At 58.6% G+C, this 13629-nt stretch carries 10 protein-coding genes; 9 read left to right on the forward strand and 1 reads right to left on the reverse strand.

Features of this window, described 5'->3' with window-relative positions; genetic code table 11:
• Window positions 1-121: IS3 family transposase (locus tag B5G28_RS12685; RefSeq protein WP_144265548.1), on the forward strand; the 121-nt coding region annotated here is incomplete at its 5' end.
• Window positions 122-239: 118 nt separating this feature from the next.
• Here B5G28_RS12685 and B5G28_RS12690 read toward each other — a convergent pair.
• A complete protein-coding gene (locus B5G28_RS12690) occupies window positions 240-1733 on the reverse strand; it encodes a recombinase family protein (protein WP_087249371.1) in 1494 nt (497 codons plus the stop codon).
• Window positions 1734-2008: 275 nt separating this feature from the next.
• On the opposite strand from B5G28_RS12690, the gene B5G28_RS12695 reads away from it, so the two are divergent.
• From B5G28_RS12695 to B5G28_RS12730, 8 genes are all read left to right on the forward strand, one after another.
• Window positions 2009-4000 (forward strand): beta-galactosidase, encoded by a 1992-nt coding sequence (locus tag B5G28_RS12695; protein ID WP_087249373.1) that lies wholly within the window; start codon window positions 2009-2011, stop codon window positions 3998-4000.
• A 94-nt stretch (window positions 4001-4094) separates the two neighbouring features.
• A complete protein-coding gene (locus B5G28_RS12700; RefSeq protein WP_158099631.1) occupies window positions 4095-5120 on the forward strand; it encodes a LacI family DNA-binding transcriptional regulator in 1026 nt (341 codons plus the stop codon).
• Window positions 5121-5432: 312 nt separating this feature from the next.
• Window positions 5433-6725, forward strand: a complete 1293-nt coding sequence (locus B5G28_RS12705) for an extracellular solute-binding protein (RefSeq protein WP_087249377.1) — start codon at window positions 5433-5435, stop codon at window positions 6723-6725.
• Between the two features lie 130 nt (window positions 6726-6855).
• A complete protein-coding gene (locus B5G28_RS12710; protein ID WP_343215555.1) occupies window positions 6856-8310 on the forward strand; it encodes a sugar ABC transporter permease in 1455 nt (484 codons plus the stop codon).
• Complete coding sequence (locus tag B5G28_RS12715) at window positions 8307-9200, forward strand: ABC transporter permease subunit (RefSeq protein WP_343215556.1); 894 nt, start codon at window positions 8307-8309, stop codon at window positions 9198-9200. The genes B5G28_RS12710 and B5G28_RS12715 overlap by 4 nt, the downstream gene beginning before the upstream one ends.
• A 791-nt stretch (window positions 9201-9991) precedes the next feature.
• Complete coding sequence (gene mobC, locus B5G28_RS12720; RefSeq protein WP_087249379.1) at window positions 9992-10432, forward strand: plasmid mobilization relaxosome protein MobC; 441 nt, start codon at window positions 9992-9994, stop codon at window positions 10430-10432.
• Window positions 10395-11969, forward strand: a complete 1575-nt coding sequence (locus B5G28_RS12725) for a relaxase/mobilization nuclease domain-containing protein (RefSeq protein ID WP_087249381.1) — start codon at window positions 10395-10397, stop codon at window positions 11967-11969. The genes mobC and B5G28_RS12725 overlap by 38 nt, the downstream gene beginning before the upstream one ends.
• Window positions 11953-13293, forward strand: coding sequence for a phage/plasmid primase, P4 family (locus B5G28_RS12730; protein WP_087249383.1), 1341 nt, complete (start codon window positions 11953-11955; stop codon window positions 13291-13293). Before B5G28_RS12725 ends, B5G28_RS12730 begins: the two co-directional genes overlap by 17 nt.
• Window positions 13294-13629 lie beyond the last annotated feature (336 nt).

Raw genomic sequence — 13629 nt, forward strand, 5'->3', positions numbered from 1 at the left:
GGAACACTTCAAGCAGGAACTTGTGAATTATCTTGAGTATTACAACAACCGCAGAATTAAGACAAAACTAAAGGGCTTGCCGCCTGCTATTCACAGACAACAAGCCCTTTCGGCTGCTTGAACAATTTTTGCTTTCAAATATTGTCTAACTTTTTGGGGTCACTTCACCTGCCCCTGTGTCCGGCGGTTTTTATCTTTTTGTGCGGCGGCAATACCCACAGACAAAACAAAAGGCGATCTCATTTCTGAGATCGCCTTGGTGCACCAAGGCAATCCATATCCGAACTTTTTTCCTTTGCCGCAGCCTCAGTGGCCTCGCCGAAAGAAATGGTCTCCGTCCCTTCTTTGTAGTTGAAGGTAATCAGCACTTTATCGTCATAGAGGTAAATAGCATTGATGAAGGTGTCGATCAGCGCCTGCCGCTGTTCCTTTTGGGACAGGTCTAACTTGCGGAAATGCAGCAGCCAGAAGCGGACAAATTCCTCCTTCATCGCGGGCTTGGCCAATTTTTCTTCGGCAATCTTTGCTTCCAAGTCTTTCTTTTGGGCTTCGAGTGATTCCAGCCGTTCTTTGGTGGAACTGGTCAGGATGCCGGCCTGGATGGCGTTGAGCATATTCTGGATGCCGGTCTCGGTCTCCCGAAGCTGCTTCTCGTAGAGGGGCAAGCTGGTGCTCTCTTTGTTTTGCAGCTCCATGACAGCCGCCACAAGAGAATTGATGACCGCATCGTCCTGGATCAGCTTCATGGTCTCGTTGACCACCAGGTCCTCCAGCCACTGTTTGCGAACTGTCTTTTTGCTGCAGGATTTCCGCTTCTTGGCGGCCGCGCACTTGTAGTAGCGGTGCACGTCGCCAGTGCGGCTGGTGCCGCTCTCACCGAACATCAGAGCACCGCAGTGGCCACAGAACAGTTTCGTCGTCAACAGATAGTCGTCCTCTGCCTTACGCCGGGCGGGAGCCTTTTTGTTTTTGGCCATTTTCTCCTGCACCTCCTGGAACAGGTCGGCTGAAACAAGCGGTGGGATGGCGTCCGCAATCAGAATGTCACGGTATTTCAGCTCTCCGATGTACCGGCGGTTGTTCAGCATATGCTGGACAGTGTTATAGGTCATGGAGCCGCCACGCGGATTTTTAACATGGTGCTTGTTGAGCCAGTCCCGAATCTCCGTCATAGTCGCGCCCTCATTGTACCTCTTGAAGGCTTCCGCAACAAAGGGTGCCGTAAGGAAATCAGGCTGGAACCGCTGCTTTGCATCAATGACGTAACCGATTGGGACGGCCCCACCATTGTACTTCCCCTTGAGTGCGTTCTCCGTCATTCCCCGCACTACCTTTTCGGACAGGTCAGCGGAATAGTACTCGGCATAGCCCTCCAGCACCGATTCCAAGATGATGCCCTCCGGTCCGTCCGAGATGATTTCGGTGGCGGACATCAGCTTGACGCCATTCTTTTTGAGCTGCGTCTTATAGCGGGCGCTGTCATAGCGGTTGCGGGCGAACCGGTCCAGTTTCCAGACCAAAACGATGTCGAACAGTTTTCGCTCGCTGTCCTTGATCATCTGCTGAAACTGGGGCCGATTGTCCGTTTTGGCCGAGATGGCCCGGTCGATGTAGTGCTTGACCACCGTGATACCGTTCTTCTCGGCATATGCGGTGCACTCGCGAATCTGGCCTTCGATGGATTCCTCGCGCTGGTTGTCACTGGAATAGCGGGCGTAGATAACGGCGGTCATGGCGGGGCCTCCTTTCATTCTCTGTATGTCGATGACGCAGCACATTTTCGTATAAGATATAACATGTTTCACGCAATATTGCAAGGCTTTTGAGCGCCGCTTGGTGGTGTTCTTTTTGAGCACCACTGCAAAAGTACACAAAACTACCATGCAAAGTTCGGCACTCTGCAATCTTGCTTTCCCGGCGCAGAGCTGTTATACTGGGGCAAATAAGTTGCGCAAATGGCGCAAAATGCGCAACCAATCTAATACAGAGCAACGCGGAGGCAACAACGATGCAGACAACAAAGCTCCTTTATGGCGGAGACTATAACCCTGAACAATGGCTGGACCGCCCCGACATCCTGGCAGAGGACCTTGACCTGATGCAAAAGGCCCACGTGAACGTGGTGTCGCTGGGGATGTTCTCCTGGTCGCTGCTCGAGCCGGAAGAGGGGGTCTATCACCTCGACTGGCTGGCCGACATCATCCATAATCTGTACCAGCGTGGTATCTCGACCATCCTGGCCACCCCCAGCGCGGCCCGGCCAGCCTGGATGGCCTACAAGTACCCCGAGGTGCGCCGGGTGCGTGCCGACCGCGTGCGGGAGCTGTACAACCGCCGGCAGAACTACTGCTATACCTCTCCCGTCTACAGAGAGAAGGTGCGCGCCATCGACCAGAAACTGGCCGAGCGCTTCGGGCACGACTCCGCCGTCATCCTCTGGCACATCTCCAACGAGATGGGGGGCGAATGCCATTGCCCGCTCTGTCAGGCTGAGTTCCGCCGCTGGCTGCAGCGCCGTTACGGCACCTTGGACGCCCTGAATAAAGCCTGGAACGCCCGCTTCTGGAGCCACGACTACACCGACTGGGACCAGATCGAAAGCCCCGCCCCCCAGGGCGAGAATGCCGTCCAGGGTCTTACTCTCGACTGGAAGCGTTTCGTCAGCAGCCGGCACATCGACTTTTTCAAGTTCGAGCAGGACTGTGTGCGCCAGCTTACGCCCAACGCCAGGTTCACCACCAACATGATGTATCGCTTCCACGACATCGATTATTTCCAGATGGCGAAGGAAGTGGACGTCGTCAGCTGGGACTGCTACCCCACCTGGCACAAATCCACCGAGACGGTGGAGCAGACCGCCCTTGACACCGCCATGATGCACGATCTGTTCTACTCCCTCAAGGGCAAACCCTTCCTTTTGATGGAGTCTACCCCTACCTGCGCCAACTGGCAGCCCATTAGCAAACAGAAAAAGCCGGGCATCTCGATGCTGGCGGCTTTGCAGACGGTGGCGCACGGGGCGGACAGCGTCTGTTATTTCCAGTGGCGGGCCAGCCGCGGCGCAGAGGAAAAATTCCACGGCGCGGTGATCGGTCATGACGGCCGCAGCGACAGCCGCAGCTTCCGGGAGGCGGCCGGCATCGGCGCGGCGCTGGAAGAACTGGCCGCAGCCGCCGGAACCGCCCGGCCCCGGCAGGCCGCCATCCTCCACGACTGGGACAACATGTGGGCCATCGAGGGGTCGTCGGGTCCCCGCAACGCCGGCATGGGCTATTGGAAGGAGCTGGCCCTCCACTACAACGCCCTTTCCCGAGCGGGCATCGCGGTGGATTTTGTCGATCAGACGTGCAGCATCGAAGGCTACGGGCTGGTGGTCCTGCCGATGGCCTATCTGCTGCGGGAGAGCTTTGCCCGCGCCGTCTGCGACTTTGCCCAAAAAGGCGGCACGGTGGTGGTCACCTATTGGAGCGGCGTGGTGGACGAGAGCGACCTCTGCCGCCTGGGCGATACCCCCTACGGCCTGACCAAGCTGCTGGGCCTGCGCCGCGCCGAGATCGACGGGATGTACGACGGCGAGACCCGCCGCTGCGTCCTGGCCTCCGACCGCCTGCAGGAAGTCACCCACGCCTCCACCCTCTGCGAGGTGGCCGCCCTCGACGAGGCCGACCCCGCCGAGCCTCTCGTCCTCTACGGCGAGGACTACTTTGCCGGCGCGCCGGCGGTAGCCCGTCACCGCTATGGCGGGGGCCGGGCCTACTACCTGGCCAGCCGTTTCGAGCCGGCTTTCTACGACGCTTTCTATCAGGCGGTCGCCGACAAAGCGGGGCTTGTCAGCTGCCGGCCGGCCGCCCTGCCCGAGGGTGTGCTGGCCGTCCGCCGTGGGGAACTGCTCTTTTTGCAGAACTGCAATACCATCCCCGCTCTGCTGCCGGGCGGCGACGAGCTGCCCGGCTACGGCACCGCCGTCTACAAAGCCGATGGCATGGCACGGGTACTGTGAGGGGAAATTGCGCACAGCCCCTTGACAAAGCGCCGTCTTGGCTGGTATGCTGAAGAAAAGCGCAACCGATTGCGCACACGAGGGAGGGCACGTCATGCCGGCAGAAAACCAACCGACCAAGAAGATCTCCATCGACGAGGTCGCAAAAGCCCTGGGGGTGTCCAAGACCACCGTTTCCCGTGCCCTCTCGGGCAAGGGCCGCATCAGCGAGGCTACCCGCGGCCGGGTGCGGGACTACATCGCCCAGGCCGGGGCTGAACCGGCGGTGCGCGCCCAGCCCGCGGCCCGCGAGACCCACAACCTGACCATGGTCATCCCCAGCGACTTCGTCCACCTGGACCTGCCCTTTCTGCGCAAGTGCATGGGAGGCATCTGCACGGCGGCAGCCCAGCGGGGGTACGACCTGCTGCTCTGCTATGTCTCCGGGGCCGACACCAGCCAACTGGAGCGCCAGCTCGACTGCCACAAAATGGACGGGGTGATCCTCTCCCGCACCATCCAGAACGATCCCTGTGTCGAACTTCTGCGCCGCCACAAGATGCCCTTTGTCGCCATCGGACGGACCGAGGACCCCGCCATCCCCCAAGTAGACAACGACCAGGCCGCCGCCAGTCAGGAAATGACCCGGCTGCTGCTTCAGCTTGGCCTGCGGCGGATCGCTCTGCTCACCGGCAGCCCCAGCTACTACGTCAACCAGGACCGCGCCAAAGGGTACTTTGACGCCCTGGCCGAGCTGGGCATCCAGCCCGACCCGGCCCTCGTCCGCACCGGCATCGAGAGCGACGCCCAGCGGATCGACGCGCTGGACGCAGTGCTGGAACGACGCCCCGACTGCATCCTCTGCGGGGACGACCGGCTGGCTTTCGACGTGTCGCTGGAGCTGCAGGCCCGGCGCATCCGGGTGCCGGACTACATACGTCTGGCCAGCCTCTACGACAGCGAGCTGACCGCCGGCCTCAACCCCGCCATTTCGGCGGTCCACTTCGATGCGGTGGCCCTGGGCGGGGCTGCCTGCCGGATGCTGCTGGACCTGATGGCCGGCAAAGCCGCCGCCCGTCCCCTGGTGATGGGGCATCAGGTCGTCCTGCGGGACTCGACCAAGAGCCTGCCCCGGCGCTAAACCCTTTGACCTGCTTTTGAGAGCCGTCTGCCGCACGCAGGCGGCTCTTTTTCTGCCCCGGGTGCGGAATGGACCGGCGGTTCGAAATTGTTGCGCATAAATTGCGCAGTCAAACCCAAAAAAGCGGCCCGTTATAAGTCAGAATGACCATATTTTTATTACTATTATAGGCAAATCTGTACATTGACACTCAAGAGGATTTGAGGTATCCTATAGTTGCGCAAGAGAAACCGGGAAATTGCGCAAACGCGCGCAACCGCAGTTTCTCAGGAACGGACTTTTCATCCAGACACAAGAAGGAGAAGATGCACTATGAAAAAGCTGATTTCCCGCCGTCAATTCCTCGCGGCAATGGGCGCTGCGGCTGCGGCCGGCGCGCTGACTGCCTGCGGCGGCTCGTCCAGCACTGCTTCCAGCAGCGCGGCCCCCGCTTCCTCTGCTGCGGGCGAAGCCGCCTCCGCCGCTGAGAGCTGGGGCGATGTCGAGCTGACCATGTGGGGCGCTGAGGAAGATCAGGGTATGCTGCGCGAGATGGCCGATGCCTTCATCGAGGCCAATGCCGACAAGGGCAACATCACCATCAACATCGGCGCCTGCTCCGAGTCCGACGCCAAGGACAACATCCTGGTGGACCCCACTGCCGCGGCCGACGTGTTCGCCTTTGCGGACGACCAGCTGAACGAGCTGGTGGCCGCCGGCGCTCTGCAGGAGGTGCTGCTCAACCCCGACGAGATCAAGAGCCGCAACCTGGAGGGTTCGGTCGAGGCTGCCAGCATGGACGGCAAGCTGTACGCCTACCCCATGACCGCCGACAACGGCTACTTCCTCTACTATGACGGCAGCGTCATCACCGCCGAGGACGCCCAGAGCGTGGACGGCATCCTGGCCGCCGCGGCAGCCGCCGGCCGCACCTTTAATATGACCCTGAACGACGGCTGGTACATTTACAGCTTCTTCGCAGGGGCGGGCCTGACCGCTACCCTGGCCGACGACGGTGTCAACACCGTCTGCAACTGGAATGAGGAGCCGGGTGCTGCCGTCGCACAGGCGGTTCTGGACATCGCCTCGAACAGCGCTTTCCGCAACGCGCCCGACGCCGACATCGTCTCGGGCATCGCGGACGGCTCGGTCTGCGCCGCCATCAGCGGCACCTGGAACGCCATCACCGCCGAGGAGGCCTGGGGCGACAACTACCAGGCCACCAAGCTGCCCACCTTCACGATGGACGGCGAGCAGGTGCAGATGGGTTCCTTCTCGGGCTACAAGCTGGTGGGCGTCAACCCCCACAGCGCCAACGTGGGCGTGGCCATGATGCTGGCCGACTTCATCACCAACGAGGACAACCAGCTCAAGCGCTTCAACGACCGCAACCTCGGCCCCTCCAACATCAACGTCAACGCCTCGGAGGAGGTGCAGTCCGCCCCGGCCATCGCCGCCCTGGCTATGCAGAGCGACTTCTCCGACCTGCAGCGCGTGGGAGCCAACTACTGGGATCCCGCCGCCAGCCTGGGCCAGATCCTGGCCTCCGGCAATACCCAGGGCAAGACCACCCAGCAGCTGGTGGACGACGCCGTGGCAGGCATCACCGCGCCGGTGGCCCAGTAATTTCACCCGCTAACTCCCGTCTCCTTCCTTGTGCCCCGCCGGCGCTGCCCATACGCGGCAAAAGACAAACCCGGCAGCGTCCGGCCTGGGGGCGCGGGGAGACGAAACCTTGCAGAGAGGAGCGATCTTTGTGGCACAAACCGTGCTCATTCAGCCGCCGCTGCGTGCAGGCGGCAAGGAGCCAAACTTCCTCCAGCGGTTCGGCCATGCCTTTGCGCACGGCGACATCTTCACCAAGCTGTCCTTTGTGATCTGGGGCCTGGGCTACATCGGCCACGGCCAGCTCATCAAAGCGCTGCTGGTCACCCTGGTGCAGGGATTGGGGCTTTATTACCTGGCAGTGGCGGGCGTGCCCAACCTGGCCAAGTTCGGCACCCTGGGCACCGTCCAGATGGAGATGGTCTTTAACCCCATCACCCTCAAAAACGAGGTCAACGATTACGACAACTCCTTCGCCATCCTGCTGCTCAGCGTCATCGCCATGGTGGTCATCGCGGCCATGCTGGCTGCGGCGATGGGGGTGGTGATGTCCAATTTCCACCTGCAGCAGATCCGCGCCGCAGGCAAAAAGACCAATAACTTCGTACAGGACATCCATATGTTCCTGAACGAAAAGTTCTATGTCACCCTGCTGACCCTGCCGGTGCTGGGCGTGGTGGTGTTCACCATCGTGCCTCTGTTCATCCTGATCGCAGTGGCCTTCACCAATTACGACCAGCAGCATATGCCGCCCAACGCCCTGTTCACCTGGGTGGGACTGACCAATTTCTTCACCCTGTTCGGAGGCGGGCAGTCTCTTTCGCTGACCTTCGGCTACGCTTTCGGCAAGATCCTGGTCTGGACTCTGGTATGGGCCTTCTTCGCCACCTTCACCACCTTTTTCGGCGGCGTCTTTCTGGCGATGCTCATCAATGACAAAAAGACCAAGTTCCCCAAGCTGTGGCGGACGCTGTTCATGGTCACCATCGCGGTGCCGCAGTTCGTCACGCTGCTGCTGGTGCGCAACTTCTTCAGCGACAACGGCATCTTCAACACCATGATGTCCAACATCGGGGTGACCGACTTTTTGCACACCATCGGCATCCTCAGCCCCGGCATGGACCACATCCCCTTCCTGACCGAGGCTTCCTGGGCCAAAGTGATGATCATCCTCATCAATATCTGGGTGGGCGTGCCGTACCAGATGCTGATTGCCACCGGCGTTTTGATGAACATCCCCAGCGATATGCTGGAGGCCGCCCGCATCGACGGCGCAAGCCCCTGGCAGCAGTTCATCCACATCAAGATGCCCTACCTGCTCAGCGTGCAGGGGCCGGCCCTCGTCACCGACTTTGTCAAGAACGTCAACAACTTCAACGTCATCTACCTGCTGACCCAGGACGTCTACGTCACCACCGACCAGGCGATGGCCTCGTCCAGCGCCAAAGAGGTCGATCTGCTGGTCACCTGGCTGTTCCGTCTGACGCAGGAGCAGTACAACTACAAGATGGCTGCGGTCATCGGCATCATGGTGTTCATTGTCTGCGCGGTGTTCACGGTGGTGTGCTTCCGGTTCATCAATAAGAAGGAGGCGGCTTTCTCATGACGCAGGCAAGTACAATGGATACCCAAAAGCAGCTGCGGATGGGACGCATCCGGCGCGGCGTGGACGGCGCGGTCCGCCATCTGGTGCTGATCGGCCTTTCGGTGGTGTGGCTGGTGCCTATCCTCTGGCTGCTGGTCACCAGCCTGTCCACCTACGCGGGCATCAATTTCCGCACCTTCTTCCCCGATCACTACACCTTCCAGAACTACATCGACATCCTGTTCCACTCTGACTCGGTGGCGCAGTTCCCCCGGTGGTTCATGAACACCTTTGTGGTGGCCTGTTTCAACTGCGTGATCTCCACCGCCTTTGTGGTGATGGTAGCCTACGCCATGAGCTGCTGCAAGTTCAAGAGCCGCCGCCTGCTGCAAAACCTGTCGGTGACGGTCAACCTGTTCCCCGGCGTGCTGGCCATGATCGCAGTTTATTTCGTCCTGCGCTACCTCAACCTGACCAACTCCTACGCCGGCCTGATCATGGTCTATGCCGGCTCGTCCGGCCTTGGGTACCTAATCTGCAAGGGCTTCTTTGACACTGTACCGGTCTCCCTGCGGGAGGCCGCCAAGCTGGACGGCGCATCGGAAGCGCAGACCTTCTTCCATGTCGTCCTGCCCATGTCCAAGCCCATCCTGGTCTACACCGTCATCAACTCCTTCATGACCCCCTGGACCGACTTCGTGATGGCCAAGATGATCCTGAACTCGGGCATCAGCGCCGACTGGACCGTCTCGATTGGCCTGTACAACATGCTCTCGCGCACGCTGGTCAACGATTACTTTGCCTTGTTCTGTGCAGGCAGCGTGCTGGTCTCCATCCCCATCTCGGTGCTGTTCATCATCATGCAGAAGTTCTACGTTGCAGGAATCACCTCCGGCGCAGACAAAGGTTAAACCTTCTTCTTTCTTCTTCATCTCCCCACACGCCAAAGCCCCGGGCCGCCTGCAACAAGGCTGCCCAGGGCTTACATTTTGGGGATAAGTTTTTGTACTTCCCCGACAAAAAGTAACGTCAATCATTGTTATCTCGCCCAGAATTTCAAGTTCTCACTTGACGCCCCGCTTTGTTCATGGTATCCTCTATCCCACACCAGCTGCTTTAGTACGCTAAACAGCCGTCCCGCAGCCACACCGAACCATTTTGCCGCCGTTCACCTACGACAAAATCCTTTGGCCCCTGCGAGGCGGATTTTTATTTCTCTGAAAGACTTGCAGCCGCTTGACGATCACTGGCTCGCAATTCTTTATACGCACCTTGACAACTTCATCAGCCGTCCGGATTGGATACCGCAGGACCTGCGCTGAAGTGGGTGTAACAAACGGTGACACCCTTACTCAAATACAGACAACCCTGACAACGCCGCTGCAAAACAGGGGCAGGAACTTGATCCGGGGAGAACGGCGACCACACAAGCAGGAGACAGCTCGATTCACATTTGCACTCCCGGCTTTCAAACCCGATTTTGTTTTTTCATTTGGATTTTCAAAACTTACGGAAAAAGCGGAAAGCAAGTATCGACCCGTGGCCACAATTTCACAAATTGAAATTGCGTCCCACGCTCCGGTCGTACTTGTTGGGGAGTGCCTTCCCCAAACCCTGCTCATATTTCGCGCTCTGCGCAATCTTCGGCTGTGCCGCCATACATAGCTCCAAAGAGGAGCTAGTCAAACAGCAAGGAGGTACAATGACTAATACCAACACTCGTTCGACCAGCCACACCCCCCAGCACAGCGGCACACCGAGGAAAACCAAGCTCATCAAGTTCCGGGTCACAGAACAGGAGAAGCTGGAACTGGAACTCCTCTGCAAACTTCTCCGCGTCAATATGTCCACCCTCATTCGCCGTTCCCTGCTCAGTCAGCCCATCAAGCAAACCCTTGTTGTCACCGGCGGCGGAGAGGATGCACTGAACATTCTCTCTGACCTGCTGGGACAATGCGGCAAGATCGGCAGCAATTTGAATCAGCTTGCCCGCCACTTCAACAGCGGCGGTAAAGATTCAGAGCAGATTCGGGCGCAGCTCCTGGCCGAACTGTCTGCCCTCACACTCTTTCGGCTGGACGCCGAGAAAAAGATGGGAGAACTGTATGGCAACCATCAAGCATACAAGCTCGAAGAACTCTGACCTCTCGGCGGCGGAACGCTACCTCACCTTCCAGCACAACGAGTACACCGGCCTGCCCAGTTGGGACGAGCACGGCCAGCCCAAACTCCGCGAAAATTATCTGCTGGATACGTTGGAATGTGGAGAGAACACCTTCGCCATGGCCTGCCTGTTGGCGAACCGGAAGTATGGCAAGAACGCACAAGCTGGTGATGTAAAGACCCACCATTATATCATCAGCTTTGACCCGCGGGATGCGACCGACAACGGCCTGACCCTGGAAAAGGCGCAAACCCTGGGCCTGCAATTCTGCAAGGAAAACTTTCCTGGTCATCCGGCCATTGTCTGCGCCCACCCGGACGGCCACAATGGAGCTGGAAATATCCACGTTCACATTGTCATTAGCAGCCTACGAATTCGTGAAGTCGAACGCCGGCCCCATATGGAAAAACCCTGCGACTGGCAGGAGGGCTGCAAACACCGCTGTACGTCGGCCATGCTGCGGCATCTCCGTGCCGAAGTCATGGAGCTTTGCCAAAGCGCTGGTCTCTATCAAATCGACCTGCTGAAAGGTTCCGGCGACCGCATCACCGAACGGGAGTATTGGGCGCAGCGTCGCGGCCAACGCCGCCTCGACTACGCCAACGCCAAGGACGCTGCTTCCGGCCTGCCCATCCGGCAAACCAAATACGAGACCGAGAAAGCCGTCCTGCGCAAAAACATCCGTTCCGTTCTGCGAAAGGCGACCAGTTTGGAGGACTTCTCCGCTCAGCTCTTGCAGGAGCATGGCATTGCTCTCACTGAGAGCCGCGGCCGGTTTAGTTACCGCACCGCTGATCGGATAAAACCTATCACCTCCCGCAAGCTGGGCGACGATTTTTCCAAAGAACGGGTGCTTGCCATCCTCGCCGAAAATGCCGAGCACCAGAAAACCGCCGCTCTCCACCGCACTGACCCGACTCCCGATAAGGTCAGCCGCCTGATTGACATTCAGGCCAAGCTGGCCTCGGGCAAGGGCGCAGGTTACGAGCGCTGGGCCAAGGTGTTCAACCTCAAGCAACTGTCAAAGTCGGTGGCGCTTTTGTCCGAATATGGAGTGCACACCGAAGCGGAATTGGCGAATCAAATCAGCCGGTTCAAGACGGAATCTTCCGAATCGCTTGCGGTGGTCAAAGACTTGGAAAATCGCATCGACGAAAACCGGGAACTCAGCCGCCACGTTTCGGCCTACCTCCAAAACCGAAAGATCGCCCAGCAGTCTAAGCACGCCGAGAATCTCGCCGAGTATCAGGAAACACACCGCGCCGAGCTGACAGCTTATCAGGCGGCAGCCGCCTATTTCAAGGCTCAAAAAATCACCAAACTGCCCAACCTGAAACAGCTGAAAGCCGAGCGCGAGGAATTGATTTCCGAAAAGGCGCAGTTCTACCAAAAGTACCGCGAAGCGCACAAAGCCTGGCTGGACCTTGCCACCGCACAGCAAAATCTGGAGGCCCTGCATCGTGCAGAGGGCCGCCGCGAGATGACGAGAGGAGGGTTGCATGAGCTGGACAAATGAGGATGTCCGCGATGAAATCTATGAGCAGGATGAGGAGGAAGACGAAGGTCCATCCTGGGTGGATGACAAAGGCAAAATTTTGGAGGCCGCCTTCTGCGAATACTTTCTCGAAAAGCATCCCCTGATGTGCCTGAAACAGACCTTATTTGACCTGGATGGCGAAGTGGACGAGGATAAGCTCATCTACGAGATTCACCAGGAGATACGCTATCACGCCCGCAATGATGTTGCCAAAAAGGTCAAGCGTTTGGTGGAGGCCCTCAAGATCGAGGCATACCGCGAGGAGTGGAAGCCGCAGCTCGACCGTATCCACCTCAAAAACGGCACCTATTATTTGGGCGAGCGTGGTTTTGTTTCGGACAAGGAACTCTGCCTGAACCGGCTCCCGGTCGAATACCAGGCGGATGCCACACCTCCCGTGCAATGGCTGAAATTTCTGGACGAGCTGCTGATTTCCGAGGATATTTTGACTTTGCAGGAATATATCGGCTACCTTCTCATCCCTTCTACCAAGGCGCAGAAGATGCTGATCTTGACCGGCAAGGGCGGCGAGGGCAAGTCCCGAATTGGGCTGCTTTTGAAGAAACTGCTCGGGCCTGCCGCCCACATGGAGGCCGTCCTTCGGCTGGAAACCAACCGCTTCGCCAGCGCCAATCTGGAACACAAGCTGGTGATGATCGATGACGACCTGAACATGACCGCCCTCCCCGAGACACGGAACATCAAGTCCATCGTCACGGCCGAGGACCGCATCTGCGTGGAACGCAAGGGCAAACAGGCCACCCAGGGCTTGCTCTATGCCCGGCTGCTCTGTTTCGGCAATGGCAATCTGGTGGCAGCCCACGACACCAGCGATGGTTTCTGGCGGCGGCAGATTTTGATCTCGGTCAAGGACAAGCCGGAAGGCCGGGCCGATGACCCTTACCTGATCGACAAGCTGTTAGAGGAACTGTCCGGCATCCTGCTCTGGGCGCTGGAGGGGCTGAAACGGTTGCTGGCGAATCAGTACCGCTTCACCCTCAGCGAACGTGCCAAACAGAACCTTGCCGCCGCTATGGAGGACGGCTGCCACCTCGACCAGTTCATGCAGGCTAGTTCGTATGTCCGCTTTGACCCGGAGAAGTCGGCCAGGTCTACCTACCTGTTCCGTGCCTACAACAAGTGGTGCGCCGACAACCTGGAAAAGCCGACGACACAAAAGAAGTTCAGTCAGTATCTTTTCAAGAACGCGGACCGGTATGGTATCCGCTTTTCCAAGCACATCGAGGGCGGCTACCGGGGCTATCGGGGCGTGTATGTCCGCCCTGATTGCGCCCTCGAATAAAATTGGGGCGGGAAGTGAAAATTTCCCGCCCCACGCGCCCTCTCGCCCACATCAGCAAAAAATAAATCGTATTGTCGTTTTATTTCTTTTGCTTCGTTTTTTTCAAAAACCGCCCCGCCTGCCCATGAACCCGCCCGAGAGGGCGCGTTTGGGGCGGGAGGGCGGCTGGGGCGCGTATTTCTGTATTCCGCACAGAAAAAATTTAGAGGCCGGCTCTGGTGAACCGCCCCAGTAAAAGTAGACAGTGAAAAAAGAAGGCCTCCTGTGGTAGAATAAAACTACCATAGGAGGTCTTTGCTATGCCAAGAAAATACAGGCACATTCAGGAACACGAGA

Origin of the sequence: Faecalibacterium sp. An77 (assembly GCF_002161315.1) — a bacterium.
In the GTDB taxonomy this organism is placed as follows: domain Bacteria; phylum Bacillota; class Clostridia; order Oscillospirales; family Ruminococcaceae; genus Faecalibacterium.